The sequence below is a fragment of the Bradyrhizobium sp. NBAIM08 genome, from assembly GCF_020193935.1.
Lineage (GTDB): Bacteria > Pseudomonadota > Alphaproteobacteria > Rhizobiales > Xanthobacteraceae > Bradyrhizobium > Bradyrhizobium yuanmingense.
In genome coordinates this window covers 553,351-570,674 of record NZ_JADYVR010000001.1, presented here as the reverse complement: position 1 = coordinate 570,674, position 17,324 = coordinate 553,351, and the positions used below count along the sequence as shown (strand labels likewise).

Sequence of the window (17,324 nt, the reverse complement as noted above, 5' to 3'; positions counted from 1 at the left end):
GCGTGCGCAAGCATTTTTTCATCCTTCTGGGAACCCGGCCGGAAGCAATCAAGCTCTTTCCGGTGATCAATCGGCTCAAGGCCGAGGCGGGTAAGGACATCGCCGTGACGATCTGTGCGACGGCACAGCATCGGCACCTGCTTGATCAAGTCCTGAAGCTTGCCAAGGTGGTTCCGGATTTTGATCTGAACGTCATGACGGCCAATCAGTCTCTCGATCATCTGACCGCCCGGCTGCTCGGTCAAATTGGCGAACTCCTCGAAAAGGTGAAGCCCACCAGGATTATTGTCCAAGGCGACACGGCGACAGCCATGTCGGGGGCACTGGCATCCTACTATCACCGTATACCGGTCTCGCACATCGAGGCGGGTCTGCGCAGTGGCGACATCTTCGCTCCCTGGCCAGAGGAGGTGAACCGCAAGATCGTCGGCTCGATCGCCGATCAACATTTTGCTCCCACGGAGCGCGCGGCGCGCGCGTTGCGCTCCGAAAATGTCGCGGGCGACCGCATCCACGTGACCGGAAACACGGTGGTGGACGCTCTCATCCTCGCGAAAGCCATGGTCGAATCCGATCCAGGACTCTCGAGTCGGTGGGACGGTATCAAGAAACGTCACGGCAACCGTCGGATCATCCTGGTGACCTGCCATCGTAGGGAAAATTTCGGCGGCGGCGTTGCAAATATCGTGAACGCGCTCGAGACCATCCTGCGCAGGGAGGACGTTGCTGTGGTGCTTCCCGTGCACCCGAATCCGAATGTCCGCGACTTGTTTGCGTCCCGGTTGGCGGACCATCCGCGGGTCGCCCTCATTTCTCCGCAGGAATACACGGATTTCGTGAGCCTGCTCTCGTTGTCATATTTGGTCCTGACAGATTCAGGGGGCGTCCAGGAGGAGGCGCCCACTTTCGGGAAGCCGGTCCTGGTGATGCGCGAGACGACCGAGCGTCCCGAGGGCGTAGAAGCGGGAACGGCGCGACTCGTCGGTGCCGACTACGACAGGATCGTTTCGGAAACATTCCGTCTCCTCGACGATGACGAGACTTACGCTGCCATGGCGCGTTCGCACAATCCGTTCGGTGACGGACACGCGAGCGAGCGGATCGTGAAGGTTCTTCTCGATGCCTGAATTCCAGAAAATCAATGTCATCGGACTTGGCTATATCGGGCTGCCGACAGCGGCTCTGATTGCGAGCCGTGGACTGCAGGTGGTTGGCATCGATACCAGCGAACGCGTTGTCGACACGGTTGCATCCGGCAAAATTCATATCGCTGAGCCCGATCTCGATGGTCTCGTTTCCAAGGTCGTATCGAGCGGTGCGCTCACGACGGCCAGGAAACCGCAGCCGGCGGACGTATTCATCATCGCAGTACCGACCCCGATCGATCACGAGAACCGCCCGGATTTGGCAAGCGTGAATGCCGCAGTCGACAACATCGTGGATCTTCTGGCGCCAGGAAACCTTGTCATCCTTGAATCGACGTCGCCGATTGGGACAACTGAAGCCATCGCAAAGCGGATCGTCGAACGCAGGCCGGAGCTTCACATAGGCGTCAACGGCAAGGAGGATGGAGCGATTTACGTCGCTTACTGTCCCGAACGCGTGTTGCCGGGACGGATCCTGACCGAGCTTATCAACAACGACAGGTGCATCGGCGGAATTACGCCGACCTGCACGCGACGTGCTCAGCGCTTCTACAAGATGTTCGTTCGCGGCGCCTGCGTCGGTACTACGGCGCGTGCGGCCGAGTTGGTCAAGCTGACGGAGAACGCCTTCCGCGATACCAACATCGCATTCGCCAACGAACTCTCGATGATTTGCGACAGGTTCGACATCAACGTCTGGGAAGTGATCGATATCGCCAACCGCCATCCTCGCGTGAACATTTTGCGGCCGGGACCGGGAGTCGGGGGGCACTGTATTGCGGTCGACCCCTGGTTCATCATCGATTCTGTGCCGGATCTCGCGCGGGTAATGCGAACAAGCCGGGAAGTGAACAACGCCAAAACGCAGAAGATCATCGAGCGCACAGAGGCGCTGATCGACGATCATCCTTATGCGAACATTGCCTGCTGTGGATTGACGTTCAAGGCCAATGTCGACGACGTGCGTGAAAGCCCCGCTCTGGAAATTGCTACGCATCTCGCGGCGAAATACGGCGAACGTATCAAGGTTGTTGAGCCGAATCTGCGCCGTCTGCCGCCTCAATTGGCCGATTATCGCGTTGCATTCGTGAACATCGAGGAAGCGCTGCGCAGTTGCGAAATTGCGGTTCTCCTCGTCGACCATGACGAATTCAAAATGGTGCCCTTGGCCGAGCGCCGGCACCTGGACGTCATCGATACGCGGGGCATATGGCAAGATATGCCGGCGCGGACGTAACGAGTAGAAGCGTAAACCCCCGAATGGATCGAGGTCAGTATGCGAGATAGCCAGCTTGGTATCGGGGTCGTGGGATACGGCTATTGGGGTCCCAATCTCGTTCGCAATTTCTCGCTGAACCCTGCCGCCCGCGTCGTCAGCGTCAGCGACCTAGACGCAGGCAGGCTCAGCGCCATAACGCAGCTCTACCCGGGAGTGGCAACCACCACCCGATTTGACGATCTGCTGAAGGACTCCGCGGTCGATGCAATCGCCATCGCGACGCCAGTGCACACCCATTATGAGTTGGCGATGGGCGCGCTAAGGGCTGGCAAGCATGTCCTAGTCGAAAAGCCCCTAGCGCCGAGCACGGGGCTCGTATCTCGCCTAATGGAGGAGGCGGACCGGCGCGGATTGACGCTGATGGTCGATCACACCTTTCTCTACACGCCGGCAGTCCAGAAGATTCGTGAGCTCCTGCAGAAGAGAGAGCTCGGCGACATCTACTATTACGATAGTACACGCTCGAGCCTCGGGCTGTTCCAGAAAGACGTAAATGTGATCTGGGATCTGGCGGTGCACGACATCTCGATCATCCACTATATCCTCGATGAAGAGCCGGTCGCGGTTTCGGCGACCGGCTCGTGCCATATTGCAGGTTCGCCGGAGAACATGGCCCACATCACGTTGTTCTTCGCCAACGCATGCGTCGCCCATGTCAGCGTCAACTGGCTCTCGCCTGTCAAGGTGCGGCAGACGTTCATTGGTGGCAGCAGGAAGATGATCGTTTATGACGATCTCGAGCCGACCGAGAAGGTGAAGGTCTACGACAAGGGAATTACGCTCGACAGCCCTCCCGAAAGCGCGCACCAGTTTCGAATCGGATATCGAGCCGGTGACATGTGGGCTCCGCATATCTCGCCCAAGGAGGCGCTGCAAACGGAGGTCGAGCATTTCGTCGACTGTGTGCGTACCGGAGGGCAGCCGATTTCGAGCGGCATGTCTGGGCTACGCGTGGTCGAGGTGCTTGAGGCAGCCTCGCGATCGATCGCGGAACATGGCAAACCGGTCGAGATCAGGCAGTTGCCGCGCAGGCTGCCGGAGCTGGCCCGAGCCACGGCATAATTGGCGGGTTTGGCCGTGTCTGTTCGCCAGCCGAGCCGCAGCGACGGAGTCGCGATGAGTTCAGTGCAGCGTTCATTCTTTTTCTCCGCTGTCGATCGCTATGCGGGCCTTGTGCTGTTCTTCTTTTCGACAGCAGTGCTGTCGCGTCTGCTGACGCCGGGCGAATTCGGGATCTTTGCGGTTGTCAATGCGCTGGCCGCCGTGATCGCAGCCGCTTTTCAGGAGTTTGGAGGCGCGAATTACCTGCTTCAAAAACATGAGCTGTCGCGCGGGACCATCCGCACGGCGTTCACGGTCACTTGTGTGATCTCACTCGTAGTTGCACTGATCCTGCTCGCCTCGGCCGGCGTTGTATCGCAGATATTTGGGCAGGAGGGCCTAAGGCGAGGTATCCAGGTTTCTGCGCTAAACCTTCTTCTCCTGCCGGTCTCCGGGACGTTGGCCGCATTGTTTCGTCGTGACATGCAGTTCGGGACGCTCGCGATCTGCAATCTCGCTAGCAACGTGACGATAGCGCTGGTTTCGATTGGACTGGCGCTTTTGCACTTCAGCTACATGGCTCCGGTCTGGGGTGGTGTGGCTGGTAGCGTCGTTCTCATGATCATGTTGTTGAGCTGGTATCGGGACTTCCGTGTGTTGCGTCCTTCGCTGTCCGAATACCGAGATGTTCTCAAATTCGGTCTGTATTCCAGCGGCGTCAGTGTTATCAATATCTTCTACAACCTTGCGCCCCAGCTATTTCTCGCGAAGATTCTCGATTTTGCCGCCGTAGGTCTCTATAGCCGGGCGATAAACCTGACCCAGGTCTTTGACAGGCTCGTCACGCAGGTGCTGAATCCGATCATCATGCCAGCGATTGTGTCGAGGCGTGCAGCCGGAGCGGATCTGAAGGGGGTCTATCTGGACGCGGTCCAACTGCTTTCCGCCGTGCAGTGGCCGTTTCTCACGTTCGTAGCGATCATGGCAAAACCGATCGTTCTGATCTGGCTTGGTGGAGCCTGGCTGGAGGTCGTGCCGTTGGTGCGCATTCTTTGCCTTGCCAATCTGGCGCTGTTCGCTGCGTGTCTGACATATCCTATATTCGTGGCCGTTGGACGCGTGCGCGACGCGCTCGTCTCATCCTTCATCTCGTTGCCGCCATCGCTCCTTGCTCTCTTGGGTGCGTCCTTCTTTGGCGTGGAGGCAGTAGCGGCGTGCGCGTTGCTGACGCTGCCGTTCCAGGCGGCAGTGGCGATTTACTATCTCAGTCGGCATCTGGCATTGCGGCCGGGCGAACTTGGCCGTGCCCTCGTAACGAGCGGTGTCGCCACCGTGGCGACCGCCTTGGGCGCAGCCACCTGTGCGGCGTTGATCGAGGCAGGAACTCTCAATCTCGTTGCAGGTCTCGCATCAGCGTTTGTGGTTGGCCCGCTTTGCTGGTGGTGGGGACTGATGGCGACAGGGCATCCTCTGCTGCAGCACCTTCGTCAAGCGGCCGCAGGGCTTGCGGAGATGGCGCCCCGGCTGCTCCCGTCACGCTCGGCGCTGTAAAGGGTTCTTTGACTGTGGAGACAGGGACACTGACATGCCAATAAAGGACACCGAGCTTGGCCGTGATGTCCGTATCCTGCATCCGGATCTGGTCAATCTGTATGGTTGCGCCGTCGGTGATGAGAGCAGGATCGGAACCTTCGTCGAGATCCAGGCCGGAGCAAAGATAGGTGCGCGGTGCAAGATATCGTCGCACAGCTTCATCTGTGAGGGCGTCACGATCGAGGACGAGGTGTTCGTCGGACACGGTGTGATGTTCACCAACGACAAGCACCCGAGGGCGACAACAGTGGGTGGTCGTCCCCAGCAAGCCACGGACTGGACGCTGCAGCGCACGCTTGTCGGCAGGGGCGCTTCCATCGGCTCGAATGCCACCATTCTGTGCGGTGTGACGATCGGCGCGGGAGCCTTCGTAGGCGCGGGAGCGGTGGTCACGAAGGACGTTCCGCCCGGCGCCGTCGTCGCCGGAGTGCCGGCGCGGGTTCTCTCCACCACTGAACACATGGTTGCGGGCATTCGCGCCTCATCAGAGGCGCTTCGCAGATAGTATTATTGCTAATATATATGCGGCTCGCAATTTAATGCTTGATTATATTTGTTAATGAGATTTAAATATTCGATATAATTCAGCCCCAATCCAAGGTTCTGAATCTTGATACCCTTCCTGGACCTCAAAGCGCAATACAGCCAGATCAAGCCGGAAATCGACGCCGCGGTGGCGAGGGTCGTCAGCAGCGGGCACTTCGTGCTCGGGCCCGAGGTCACGGCCTTCGAGGGACGCTTCGCGGATTATTGCGGTACCGCCCATTGCCGCGCAGTGAACAGTGGCACTTCGGCGCTTCACCTTGCACTGCTGGCGGCGGGTGTCGGGCCCGGCGACGAAGTCATCACGGTATCCATGACGTTCGTCGCCACGACCGCGGCCATCCTCTACAGCGGCGCCAGGCCGGTATTTGTCGACGTCGATCCGGTAACATGGACGATGGATCCCGGCTTGATCGAAGCTGCGATGACGCCGCGAACCAAGGCCATTCTGCCGGTTCACCTCCACGGGCTGATGGCCGACATGGATCCGATCATGGCGATCGCGCGTCGCCACGGGTTGACCGTCATTGAGGACGCCGCGCAGGCGCACGGTGCGGAGTACCGCGGGCGCCGCGCGGGCTCGATCGGCGATCTGGGATGCTTCAGCTTTTACCCCGGCAAGAATCTCGGAGCGTTTGGCGAGGGCGGGGCGCTCGTCACCGACCGGATTGAATTTGCGCGCCGCGTGTCACTGTTGCGGGATTGGGGGCAGGAGGCAAAATACGACCACGCCATTCCCGGATATAACTATCGCATGGACGAAATTCAGAGCGCGGTTCTGAACGTCAAGCTGGACCACATCGAGCGCTGGACCGAAGCCCGCCGGTCGCTCGCTAAGCGATACGATGCGCTGCTTGCCGATCTCCCGCTCGCACGACCCGGACCGCCCGCGCACGCCCGCCACGTCTATCACGTCTATGCGGTCAGATCGGAGCGGCGCGATGAGGCGCTGGCGCTGTTGCGTGATGCCGGTATCGGCGCCGGGATTCATTATCCCGTTCCGGTGCATCTGCAGAGAGCCTACGCGGAACTCCGTTATCGCGCTGGTGATCTCCCTGTCACCGAGATGCTCGCGAGGGAGTTCCTTTCTCTTCCCATCTATCCGGAGCTGCTGCCAGAACAGGCAGGCGAAGTTGTCGCCACATTGAGGCGCGCGACGGGACTGCAGCCTAGCGTAGCCGTCAGCACCCGAGCGGAGCACCTACAAAGCGTCTTGACATAGTCCCACAACAGGAGAGCGTCTTGATTGATCTCAAGGGTAAACGCGTTCTGATCACCGGCGGGGCGGGATTCATCGGCTCCCACATCGTCGACCTGCTTTGTGACGAGGGCTGCATCGAGATTGTTGCCCTCGACAACATGATCAGAGGCCGGCCGGAGAATCTCCGGCGCGCGCTCGGGCGTGGGCCTGTACGACTAGTCCACGGCGACATTCGCGATCGCAAACTGATGGAAGCATTGGTCAAGGCGGCTGACATCGTCTTTCACCAGGCCGCGCTCCGCATCACCCATTGTGCAGCCGAACCGCGCCTGGCCAAGGAGGTCATGGTGGATGCCACTTTCGACCTGCTGGAGCTGTGCATCAAGCATGACATCGAGAAGATCATCGCGGCGTCTTCGGCATCCGTCTATGGCATGGCCGAAGAGTTTCCGACGACAGAGCGGCAGAATGCCTACAATAATCGAACTCTCTATGGAGCCGCCAAGGCGTTCAACGAAGGGCTCCTGCGGACCTTTAACGATGCCTGGGGCCTCGACTATGTGGCATTCCGGTATTTCAACGTCTATGGCAGCCGGATGGACATCCACGGACGGTATACTGAGGTCTTGATCCGCTGGATGGAGCGGCTGGAAGCCGGTTTGCCTCCCATTATCTTTGGCGATGGTCGTCAGACCATGGACTTCGTCCACGTCCGCGACATCGCACGGGCGAATATCCTTGCGGCGAGGTCAAAGGTTACCGATGAGGTCTTCAACGTCGGGAGCGGCACCGAAACCAGCCTGACGGAGCTGGCGATGGCGCTTGCGTCCGTGATGGGACGCCGCGGCCTGACACCCGAATTCGCGCCGGAGCGCTCGGTCAATCCAGTGCCGCGACGGCTGGCCTCGACGGGCAAGGCGGAGCGTTTGCTAGGTTTCCGCACTGCGATTTCGCTCGAGCAGGGGCTTTCCGATCTCGTCAAGTGGTGGCGATCCGAACGCGAGCTCGGTTCGGACCATCAGCGACAGGCGGCGGCATCGTGATTCCGATCGCCGCCCCGTTGCTTGCGGACGAAGAGGCCGATGCCGCGCGCGCGGTCGTGCTGTCGGGTTGGGTTTCGCAGGGCCCCCAGGTCGCCGCGTTCGAGCGTGAGTTCGCTGCTCTTGTTGGCGCGCCGCACGCCTGTGCGGTCTCAAACTGTACGACCGCCCTGCAACTCGCCCTGACAGCGCTCGATATCGGTCCCGGCGATGAGGTAATCACGGTCAGCCATTCCTTCATCGCGACCGCAAACGTCATCCGACATCAGGGCGCCACTCCGGTTTTTGTCGATATCGAGCCGGAAACGTACAATTTGGATTGCGCTCGACTGGAGGAAGCCGTCACCGAGCGCACCCGCGCGATCATCGTGGTCCATCAGATGGGCATGCCTTGTGATATGGCAGCGCTGATGGCCATAGCGCGCCGCCGTGGCATCGCCGTCATCGAGGACGCGGCCTGTGCCGCCGGATCGCAGATCCGGATGAACGGAGAATGGGCGCCGATCGGCGCGCCGCACGGAGATATTGCGTGCTTTTCCTTTCATCCGCGAAAGGTGATCACGACGGGTGAGGGTGGAATGCTCACCACTGCGAATGCCGAGCTTGACCGGAAGTGTAAGCTGCTGCGCCAGCACGGCATGAGCGTTCCGGATACGGTGCGACACAGCTCGTCGAGCGTGATCTTCGAGGAGTACGTCGTTGTTGGCTACAATTACCGAATGACAGATATGCAGGCCGCCATTGGGCGCAGACAACTCGAGCGACTTCCGGACCTGGTGGCGCGCCGGCGAGCCGTTGCCGCTCGATATGCCGAACAGCTCGGCAATCTGGAAGGACTGCGGCTACCAAGCGAACCGGCGTGGGCCAGATCCAACTGGCAGAGCTATTGCGTTCGTCTCCCGGACCGCCTCGACCAACGCGTCGTCATGCAGCATCTCCTCGACAAGGGCATCGCGACTCGCCGCGGGATCATGTGCGCCCACCGCGAGCAGCCTTATGCGGGCCTCAACAGGAGACAGGATCTACGTCAATCCGAGCTTGCCCAGGATCGATCGATCTTGCTACCCATCTATGCGCAGATGAGCGCGGAAGATACTGCGCGGGTGAGCGCTGCGGTGCGGGCAGAGGTGGAACGATGATCCCGGGGATCGCCGATCGGAAGGCATTGCGACTTTTAGTCGTGATTGCGAGCTATGGGACCGCCAATGATGCTTACCTGGATCGGGTGATCAGGGAATACCGGTCCATGTCGTTCGACGTGGATATCATGATCATATCCAACATCGACAAGAAGCCAGCAGCAGAAATTGAGTGTATCGTTGGCCTTCCCAACAAGAATCCCTGGTCGCTTCCCTTCGTGCACAAAGAGTTGTTTGCAGCGCGAGTTGATCAGTACGACCTGTTCATCTACTCCGAAGACGACATCTTGGTCACTGAAAGGAATATTCGAGCGGTTCTCGACGTGACTGCAGTGTTGGTTGAAGGCGAGGTTGCCGGATGGATGCTCGTCGAGAGAGCGTCAAACGGCGAATTGAATTATCCGCAGGCCCACGGTTCTTTCCACTGGGATTGTACGTCGGTAAGGTCCAGGGGACCTTACCTTCTCGCTCATTTTACCAATGAGCATGCTGCCAGCTATATGCTCACCCAGCAGCAGCTAGCGAGAGCAATTGCGTCCGGCGGTTTTCTGGTCGCGCCCCACGAAGGCAAGTACGACCTGCCTTGCACCGCTGCAACTGATCCATTCACCCAGTGTGGCTTCAAGAAGCTGATACCGATTTCCCATATCGACGACTTTTCTGCCCACCATTTACCGAACAAGTATATCAACCGGCTCGGCGTCGATCGCAAGCAATTGGACGCACAACTGTCCGTCCTGATGCAGATTGCGCGTGAGGGAAACACCGTCATTCCGCTATTCGGTGCCGAGACGAGGCTCTGGCACAGCATGTACTCGAAGGACTACTACGAGCCGGCCAGGGACGAAGTATTGTCCGGTGTACCGGAAAAGGCCGCCGTATTATCGATTGGATCCTGCTCGGCTGCAAACGAGCGCCGGCTGCTGCAGAGAGGAAACCGGGTCGTGGCGGTGCCCCTCGATCCCGTTGTGGGCAACGGCTTGGCCGAGCTCGGGGCTGAGGTGGTGTTAGGGGACGTCATCACGGCCAGAGCAAAAATCGCAACGGAGCGGTTCGACCGGCTGCTTTTCGTCGATGTCTTGCAATTCGTCCGTGATCCGGCACATCTGCTCAGATTGTTTGCTGATCTCTTGGCTCCCGACGGACGGGTGATCATATGCGCGCCAAACCGGCCGTCGCTCCGTTACGCCTGGGAATGCGCGAGATCCAGCAACGTGTTTCGGCGTTGGGGCAGCTTCGATTCAGTGGGGATCCACGACACGACGGTCGGAAAACTTCGAACGTGGTGTGCGCAGGCCGGTCTGGCGATCGAGAAGATTGAACGGTGCGCTCCGGATCGAGTCAGTCCGACGTTCCGATTCCTGTCTCCCATACTTGCGTCAGACCTTGTCGCAACTGCTACAAGGCGTGGATCGCGAAAGCCGTCCGCCCGCGAGGCCCGCGGAATGGAGCAAATGGAGGTTTCCGGAGGGAGCGCCGTCCAATGAGCTTGGAAGCCACCAACCGAATCGAAATCGGCAACATGCGGGGACACGCTGATGCAGCGCAGGGTTCGTATGCAAAGAACTACTATACCCGCTCCCGCCGCGAGATTTGGCCGTTACTGCCGAGCCGCGCCTCTCGCATACTCGAAGTGGGGCCTGGCGCAGGCTTCACTCTGATGTGGCTTAAGTCGATCTACCCCGCCGCTACGACATTCGGGGTCGAGCTCAATCAAGCGCTCGAGGCTGACCTGCAAGAGCATGCCGATGTCGCGATGATCGGAGACATCGACGATTTGATCTCACGCGTGGGTAGCAAGTTTGACCTCATCTTGTTGCTTGATGTCCTTGAACACGTTCCGGATCCAACTCGCACGCTTCAGGCCATCACCAGAAGCCTTCTCATGGATGGTGGGCGCGTGATTGTTTCCGTTCCGAACATCGCGCATCTGAGCGTGACGCTTCCCCTGCTTTTCCGGCGTCGATTTGCGTACGCTGATTCGGGAATCCTTGACCGGACTCATTTGAAGTTCTTTGTCGAAGACAGCGCGGTCGAGCTTCTCAATGACTCAGATTTGGTCGTCAAGGATGGTCTGATTACGGGCATTGAAGGTCCAAAATCCAAGCTGCTGGATAGTCTTACCCTCGGAGTCCTGAGCCATCATTTGGCAAAGCAGTACATCATGGCTGGTGAGGCGACCGGCGGATCTGTTGCGCAACCGAAGATCAATTGGAAGAAGAACCGGTTGATCAGCTAACGGCGGTGAGGGGGCCGCTGGAGGTCTCGAAAACGCGCCATACGCGTCTGGCCATCGACTACGGGCGACCACAGTCAGCGAATTCACTCTTGATCCCAGACCGTGAAATTACCGAGAGCAGGACCTCCGCATGCCGTTTGGAACATGTGAGAGGATCGAACCGGCGTTTTGCATCCTCCGACAGTTGTCCCCGAATTTCCGACCAATGATCTCGGAGTGCGACGACTGACCTCATAGCCGAGACGAGTTCGTCCTTATTCTTCTGCGGCTGAAATCGCATGAGGCTTGAGTTATGCCAATTCGCGCTTTCGGGATCGCCAACCGGGTTCGCCACAACGAATCCCCGGCTGCCGTCCGAGCCGAGTTGCTCACGGGCACCCCCGACGTCGCTCACAATCGTGGGCAACCCCGCGCTCAAGGCCTCCATGGAGGCCAATGACCATCCCTCAAAGAAGGAATTCAGAACGAAGCAGTCGGCGGCGGCAAGCAGGATGGACGGATCTGGAAACGAATGCCGGAGGTGAATTCGCTGCTTGCAAGGCATCTTGTCCCGAAGCGTGCGCACCTGCCGCATGTATACGGCATCGTCCAGGCGACCGGCGATCAGCAGATGGACCTTGTGGTCCTGCTCTGCGACTTCGGAGAATGCCCGGATCAGGCCGTATGCATTCTTCTGGATCGTGTGACGGCCGAGCGAGAGGAAGAGAAATTCTTCATTGAGGCCGAGCCAGGCCCGGGCTTCCGACCGGTTCACCAACGGGCGGTGGGTCTGGTTGAATGCGTTGGGGATGGTGATAACCGCGCGATCTGAATAGGACGGATTGCCCGACAGGTACTGACGCCTCACGAGGTCGCTGACCGCGACGAAGCAGGTGACGAATTTCGATCGCTGGCCCTCGTCCTTCCAATTCGTGCTGATGGGCGTTGGAATACCGTGGAGCGTCTCCACGATTGGAACGCGGGCGTCATTGGCGGCCTGCAGAAGCCAACCAGGCGGATCGTGCGCGCTGATGACGTCGGGACGGTTCGCTTCGATCCATAGGCAAGCGTCGCCCGGCGAGACGGCAATGACTGCTGCGCCCTCCTTCTGCAAGGCCGTGAACAATTGGCCGACCGGCGCTGACGATGAATGTGCGCACATGACCGTCACGCGAAACCCGAAATGAGGGAGGCGCCGTGCAAGAAAAGCGACAAGTTCATCGAGTCCTCCGGCGTCGAGCACCGGAGTGACAATCAGGCAATGCACACTTCCTGGTGAAACAAGAAGGTCGCCAGGCTTCGACACGTCGCTGTTCGGGTTAGAGGCGGGCACCGCCGGCGCGTTCGGCGCGACCATCGAGTCGTAGGGCACGAGCGGTTTCGACCAGTCGTCGACAAGGCCGTCGCTTCCGGACGTCAGCTGGCTGCCAATGAACAGTTTTTTTGCGATACGCCTTAGGCCTCGGGGCAGTCGCCAGGAGTTTCGCTGTGCCCAAAGGGTCGCACGTCCCCTTAAGGAAAGGTCGTTTTGACTAAGACCCGTCATGGGTTCAAACGCCGCCCGTCTCGATTTCCTGATGGGACAAATAGCACGTCGACCAAGAAATTAAACATATATTTGCGCTCACTATAAAATCCAATTAAATAGCTGGTATTATTTTCGTCGATCTGCTTAAGGTGCAGAATCAAGTATGTCACTTCGCGTGAGGAACATCGTGACGCGGAACTCAAGCTTCGTGGAACGTCCGGTCCGGAGACCTCTGGCGGGGGTGGAAACCGTGAGTTCCGTCGATGCGATCATTCCCTGTTACCAGTACGGGCATTTCCTCAAGGAATGCGCCGACAGCATATTGAAGCAGTGCGGATCCGAGTTACGGCTGCTGATCATTGATGATGCGTCGACGGACAACACGCCTCAAGTCGCGCAAGAACTGGTTCGTGCTGATCCTCGGGTCGAGTATCGCAGGCATTCCGTCAATCGCGGCCACATCGCCACCTTCAATGAGGGGATTGCCTGGGCCGCTGCGGACTACATGATCCTGCTCTCCGCGGACGATTACTTGATGCCCGGTGCGATTGAGCGGTCGGTGAGGTTGATGGATGAACATCCGACCGTCGGCCTCACGTTTGGCGGCGCGGTTGCGCTTTATCAGGGGCGTGAGGAGGTCGTGGCTTCGCCTCCGGAACTCGGGTCTGGTACAAAGATACTATCCGGCCGGGACTTCATCAGGATCGGGGGCGCCAGAAACATGGTGGTGGCTCCGACCGTCGTGGTGCGAACGAACCTTCAGAAGAAAGTGGGAGGATACTTACCGGATTTGACGCACAGCGGCGACATGGAGATGTGGTTGCGATTCGCCGCGCATGGTTCCGTCGCTTTTATCGATGCCATCCAGGCCGTTTATCGACGACATTCAACCAACATGTCAGGCGGATATACGGCCGAGCAGGACTTCTTTCAACGCAGGCTGGCGCTTGAGCATTTCCTAGAAACCTGCTCTGAGGTGCTTCCTGACGTCAATGATGTCCGGTCCTGGTTGATGGGCCGCTTGGCGCTCGACGCAATCAGTTGTGCGAGCCGTGCCTTCAATGAGGGCGACGTTGAACTATCGGATCGCCTCTCGGCGATTGCGTCAAAGCTGGATCCTGCGGTCACGAAATCGCGTCGTTGGTGGCTGCTCGCCTGCAAACGGCAGTTGGGATCGCGCGGGTGGCGATTGCTGCGGCCTGCGATCGACCGGCTAAGGACGATGTGACCAGCTCCGGGGCGGCTTCAGAGCTGGCGTTTCGGTCCCGATTCCGAATGGCTTGCTGCGCTTGGACCGCTTGATGGGGCTAAGCCTTGTACATCGAGAACTCCCGCAGCGACGCCCTGATGCCGCTGCAGACGCCCCAGAATATCCAGAGATAGTTCCAGTAGTGGACCGTCAGCCCGGTGAACATGAGCATCACCACCGCGACGGTGAACGCGATGCGTAGATCTGGCGCGCTGGGATACTCCACTGCGCCGTTGAAGCGACTTTTTACGGGGAGGATGCTCGCAATATTCGTCAAGACAAGAAGGAAAATCATAGGAAGTCCGAACCGAAGCGCAAACACCAGCCAGACCGAATCCACCGTGGTATCGAGAATGTCGTGATTAAGCGGGCCGAACGCATATCCTGTGAAAGGAGACTCCATGATCTTTTGTGTGGCGGCATCCCAAATCAACATTCGGAAGTAGCCCGACACCGGATCGAAGGTCAGGTGGGAAATGATCCAGCCAAGCGGGTGATTGGCAACTGCCAGGATCACGAGAACGATCGTGACAAGACACAATTGCAGTGCGCGCCATCGGCCTGGATATTGTTTCAGTCCCGCATCATAAAGGTAGAGCGCCAAGACTATGAAGCACGACAATAGGGGCGCGGAGGACAACGACAAGAGGCAGCCGAAAACACAAAGACCCGCCCAAAGCATCTTCGACAATGGGTGTTGCTCCGAAAACAGGAGGATTGCGCAAGCGACGGTGCAGTAGGTGCCCAACAGAATTGGGTGGTCAAACGTCGAGGCGGCTCTTACCCAATAGAGCCTATAGTCGGGCGAGAGCGTCGTAGAGCTGCCGAAGGCAGCGGAGAACATTTCTTGAACGATGAGCCGGCCCGAAAGATTATCGAAAAGCGCCAGTACGACCACGCAGGCGGTCACCAGCTTGAATGGCTGAATGAAGCTGTAAGTGGCCGCCGGGCCGAAGAAAAATCCCCGCGCCACAAGGTAGCCGCCCAAAAACTCGAGGCTCTCGGCCCCGGTCGACGAGATCGCACTCGGCCCGCTCGTGTAGTAGGCGGCTGCGAACATCCAAGCTGCGACGGCGCATGCAAGATAGTCTGAGGCAAGGGTGTGCCGACCGGCCCTGAACAGTCTTGCCACGGCAGGTATTATGAGGAGCAAGATACCGATCCGTCCTATCGTGAGTTTCGCATCGGCGACGTAAAGCTGGACTTGCGCCGCCGGCAGAATGACGCCGATCAATAGCAGCCAAGCCGGCAGCGTACTGCAGCGCTCGGGGGCTCTCGGCAAAGCCGTACTCGTCAGGCCGAACTCACCGCCGGCAGCCGTGACGCTCATGAGAGAACCGCCTTGTCCGCTGACCCCGCTTCGATCTGGACGCGACGGCTGTGAGCATCAGTCAAATACCACGTGAAAGTGACCGAACGCGGCGCTAGTCCTCTCACGAAGCGTCCGGTCTGGAAGACGTATGGCCGATAACCAATGTCGGCGACGAATGCCGAAAGATCGTCAGATGCAAAGGCGCACATCAGCGCTGGCTTGTGCTGCCTCAGCGTGTGCTCCGATCCTCGCAGGATCTCCAGCTCGGCGCCCTGAGCGTGCACCTTGATCAGGGAGGGCGACAAGGAGAAGGAATCGAGCGTGCGACATTCGATTGTGTGCTCGCCTACAGTCAATTTGGACTGGTCGAACCGGTACATGCGGCCGCTATCGCTCAGCCACTCGGTCGCCGCCTCGCGGGAGGTGGCCGCCATCCCATCGCAGCCCCACCATCCGTATGAAGGAACGAAGAGCGTGATCGTGCCCGGTTTGGCTCCCAAGGCGCAGGAGGCTATCGAAACGGATCGATCTCCGGAGAAGCGGAGTTTGAGCCGCTCGGCCGAGACTGGCTCGGGTTCGAACGCGACGATGCTCGATTTCGGCCGAAACCTCTTGAACGCGTAGATGCTTTGTCCGCGGTTCGCCCCGATGTCGATAATCAAACCATCAGTCCTGGCGGTCCAGATAGCACCCCCGTACTCCGGTTTTGCAAGGTATGAGGCCGTCGCGTCCTTGAATGCAAATCGCGCGGCGGCAACGCCGGGGATGTTCGCATATGCGAAACGAGCAAACGGCTTCAAATTCATGACGACAGGACCTTGCCGGGGCAGACGCCTTTCAATTGCTGCAGATTAAACAAAATAAATCTGATTGCAATGTCGAGCATTTAAAGCTACGAGAATATATAATAAATTAAATGATCGGGTCGAAAGTTCTCCATGACGGCCGGAATGAAGGTTAGCGAAACTGATGCTTCCTCCGGGCCGGCGGAAAGCCTCGTGTCCGAGGTCGCGGTGCTCATCGTCGGCTATCGCAACTCACAGGACATCGTTGATTGCCTAACGGCGCTATCGCATGCGACGCCTTCGCCGGCCTTCGACATCTTCATCTGCGAGAATGGTGGTCATGATGCTTATCACCGCCTGGTTTCCGCGCTGACGAGCGACGGAGGCCCCTGCCTGCGGGGCCAATCCCTTGGTATCAAGATAGACAGCAACACCAGCCGGTTTACCAACGTTCAGCGCCTGGCTCTGCGAGCCAGGTCGTCAAATGTCTGGGTTGGGTGCGCCTCCGATAACCTGGGCTATGCGGGCGGGATTAACGCGTGGCTGCGCCCGCTCTCCGCGATACCCTCCTGGCGGGCCATCTGGGTTCTCAATCCGGATACCCAGCCGACCGAGTCCGCGTTAGCGGCGCTACACGAACGGGCGGAGTCCGGCCGGAAGGCGATGGTGGGCAGCACGATCCTCGACAGCCTCGACGCAGCCCACGTGAGATTTCGCGGCGGGCTTTCTTGGCAGAAGCTGGCGGCGAGAGACGTTGCCATCGGCTTGGGAGAACTTCTCAACGTGTCCTGCAACATCGCCGCCGTCGAAGACGCGATGGATAGCCCTTCGGGGGCATCGATGTACGTCACCCGTTGGTGCATCGAGCGGATCGGTTTCATGGATGAAAGCTATTTTCTGTTTTACGAGGATATGGATTGGGGGCTTCGCGCGAGACACTTGGGGCTCGGTTACGCGGCCGATTCGATCGTCGTTCACAAACGAGGCACGACGACGGGATCGGCCGAAGCTTCATCGGCGATCCCGGTGCTCTCCGTCTATCTGCAGCACCGCAATTCCGTTCGCTTCGTGCGACGACATTTCCCGTGGTCGGTGCCTCTTCGAGTCGCGGTTTCCCTGATGTACGCACTGAGGTTCTTGCTGCAGGGCGCGCCAAACAACAGTCGCGCAGCGGTCCAAGGACTTGTCGCGGGGTTGAAAGGCGAGATGGGCCGGCCGAAGGAGCGGATGGCACAATAGCGAACGCAAGTC

The 17,324-nt window shown here is 59.0% G+C and carries 15 protein-coding genes; 12 read left to right on the top strand and 3 right to left on the bottom strand.

The genetic code is table 11. The features are described 5' to 3' along the window. Positions 1-2 precede the first annotated feature (2 nt). The 10 genes from wecB to I6F37_RS02650 all read left to right on the top strand — a co-directional run bounded on the left by wecB (position 3) and on the right by I6F37_RS02650 (position 11,220). Positions 3-1,127, top strand: a complete 1,125-nt coding sequence (wecB, locus tag I6F37_RS02695) for a non-hydrolyzing UDP-N-acetylglucosamine 2-epimerase (RefSeq protein WP_036013612.1) — start codon at positions 3-5, stop codon at positions 1,125-1,127. Then, positions 1,120-2,382, top strand: a complete 1,263-nt coding sequence (wecC, locus tag I6F37_RS02690; protein WP_036013614.1) for a UDP-N-acetyl-D-mannosamine dehydrogenase — start codon at positions 1,120-1,122, stop codon at positions 2,380-2,382. The genes wecB and wecC overlap by 8 nt, the downstream gene beginning before the upstream one ends. Positions 2,383-2,421: 39 nt before the next feature. Continuing rightward, positions 2,422-3,486 (top strand): Gfo/Idh/MocA family protein, encoded by a 1,065-nt coding sequence (locus I6F37_RS02685; RefSeq protein WP_036013615.1) that lies wholly within the window; start codon positions 2,422-2,424, stop codon positions 3,484-3,486. Between the two features lie 54 nt (positions 3,487-3,540). Beyond that, positions 3,541-5,016, top strand: coding sequence for an oligosaccharide flippase family protein (locus tag I6F37_RS02680; RefSeq protein WP_036013617.1), 1,476 nt, complete (start codon positions 3,541-3,543; stop codon positions 5,014-5,016). Between the two features lie 34 nt (positions 5,017-5,050). After that, positions 5,051-5,563, top strand: coding sequence for an acyltransferase (locus tag I6F37_RS02675; RefSeq protein ID WP_036013618.1), 513 nt, complete (start codon positions 5,051-5,053; stop codon positions 5,561-5,563). Between the two features lie 105 nt (positions 5,564-5,668). Beyond that, the gene (locus I6F37_RS02670) at positions 5,669-6,823 is read left to right on the top strand and encodes a DegT/DnrJ/EryC1/StrS aminotransferase family protein (RefSeq protein ID WP_225150193.1); all 1,155 of its coding nucleotides are present in this window, start codon (positions 5,669-5,671) and stop codon (positions 6,821-6,823) included. A 20-nt stretch (positions 6,824-6,843) separates the two neighbouring features. After that, on the top strand, positions 6,844-7,845 hold the full coding sequence (locus tag I6F37_RS02665) for an NAD-dependent epimerase/dehydratase family protein (protein ID WP_051057145.1): 1,002 nt from the start codon (positions 6,844-6,846) through the stop codon (positions 7,843-7,845). Next, entirely contained in the window at positions 7,842-8,981 is a 1,140-nt protein-coding gene (locus I6F37_RS02660) for a DegT/DnrJ/EryC1/StrS aminotransferase family protein (protein WP_036013624.1), read from the top strand. The genes I6F37_RS02665 and I6F37_RS02660 overlap by 4 nt, the downstream gene beginning before the upstream one ends. Then, positions 8,978-10,468, top strand: a complete 1,491-nt coding sequence (locus I6F37_RS02655; RefSeq protein ID WP_036013625.1) for a bifunctional 2-polyprenyl-6-hydroxyphenol methylase/3-demethylubiquinol 3-O-methyltransferase UbiG — start codon at positions 8,978-8,980, stop codon at positions 10,466-10,468. The genes I6F37_RS02660 and I6F37_RS02655 overlap by 4 nt, the downstream gene beginning before the upstream one ends. Next, on the top strand, positions 10,465-11,220 hold the full coding sequence (locus I6F37_RS02650) for a bifunctional 2-polyprenyl-6-hydroxyphenol methylase/3-demethylubiquinol 3-O-methyltransferase UbiG (RefSeq protein ID WP_225150191.1): 756 nt from the start codon (positions 10,465-10,467) through the stop codon (positions 11,218-11,220). Before I6F37_RS02655 ends, I6F37_RS02650 begins: the two co-directional genes overlap by 4 nt. Before the next feature lie 58 nt (positions 11,221-11,278). Here I6F37_RS02650 and I6F37_RS02645 read toward each other — a convergent pair whose 3' ends face one another. Then, positions 11,279-12,571 carry a glycosyltransferase family 4 protein gene (locus I6F37_RS02645; RefSeq protein ID WP_225125020.1) on the bottom strand — a complete coding sequence of 431 codons (1,293 nt, stop codon included), beginning with the start codon at positions 12,569-12,571 and terminating at the stop codon, positions 11,279-11,281. A gap of 406 nt (positions 12,572-12,977) precedes the next feature. On the opposite strand from I6F37_RS02645, the gene I6F37_RS02640 reads away from it, so the two are divergent. Continuing rightward, on the top strand, positions 12,978-13,955 hold the full coding sequence (locus I6F37_RS02640; RefSeq protein WP_036013650.1) for a glycosyltransferase family 2 protein: 978 nt from the start codon (positions 12,978-12,980) through the stop codon (positions 13,953-13,955). 79 nt (positions 13,956-14,034) lie between these two features. On the opposite strand, the gene I6F37_RS02635 is transcribed toward I6F37_RS02640, so the two are convergent. Together I6F37_RS02635 and I6F37_RS02630 are read right to left on the bottom strand one after the other, a co-directional pair. Beyond that, entirely contained in the window at positions 14,035-15,306 is a 1,272-nt protein-coding gene (locus I6F37_RS02635; protein ID WP_036013628.1) for a hypothetical protein, read from the bottom strand. Continuing rightward, positions 15,303-16,094, bottom strand: a complete 792-nt coding sequence (locus tag I6F37_RS02630; RefSeq protein ID WP_036013630.1) for an FkbM family methyltransferase — start codon at positions 16,092-16,094, stop codon at positions 15,303-15,305. The genes I6F37_RS02635 and I6F37_RS02630 overlap by 4 nt, the downstream gene beginning before the upstream one ends. A 132-nt stretch (positions 16,095-16,226) precedes the next feature. On the opposite strand from I6F37_RS02630, the gene I6F37_RS02625 reads away from it, so the two are divergent. Next, positions 16,227-17,312, top strand: coding sequence for a glycosyltransferase family 2 protein (locus I6F37_RS02625; RefSeq protein ID WP_225150189.1), 1,086 nt, complete (start codon positions 16,227-16,229; stop codon positions 17,310-17,312). Positions 17,313-17,324: the final 12 nt, after the last annotated feature.

What these genes read in the sequence shown, in the direction of transcription:
- wecC (WP_036013614.1), top strand. Translation starts at nt 1,120, where the DNA reads ATGCCTGAATTCCAGAAAATCAATGTCATCGGACTTGGCTATATCGGG.
- I6F37_RS02685 (WP_036013615.1), top strand. Translation starts at nt 2,422, where the DNA reads ATGCGAGATAGCCAGCTTGGTATCGGGGTCGTGGGATACGGCTATTGG.
- I6F37_RS02680 (WP_036013617.1), top strand. Translation starts at nt 3,541, where the DNA reads ATGAGTTCAGTGCAGCGTTCATTCTTTTTCTCCGCTGTCGATCGCTAT.
- I6F37_RS02675 (WP_036013618.1), top strand. Translation starts at nt 5,051, where the DNA reads ATGCCAATAAAGGACACCGAGCTTGGCCGTGATGTCCGTATCCTGCAT.
- I6F37_RS02655 (WP_036013625.1), top strand. Translation starts at nt 8,978, where the DNA reads ATGATCCCGGGGATCGCCGATCGGAAGGCATTGCGACTTTTAGTCGTG.
- I6F37_RS02650 (WP_225150191.1), top strand. Translation starts at nt 10,465, where the DNA reads ATGAGCTTGGAAGCCACCAACCGAATCGAAATCGGCAACATGCGGGGA.
- I6F37_RS02635 (WP_036013628.1), bottom strand. Translation starts at nt 15,306, where the DNA reads ATGAGCGTCACGGCTGCCGGCGGTGAGTTCGGCCTGACGAGTACGGCT.
- I6F37_RS02630 (WP_036013630.1), bottom strand. Translation starts at nt 16,094, where the DNA reads ATGAATTTGAAGCCGTTTGCTCGTTTCGCATATGCGAACATCCCCGGC.
- I6F37_RS02625 (WP_225150189.1), top strand. Translation starts at nt 16,227, where the DNA reads ATGACGGCCGGAATGAAGGTTAGCGAAACTGATGCTTCCTCCGGGCCG.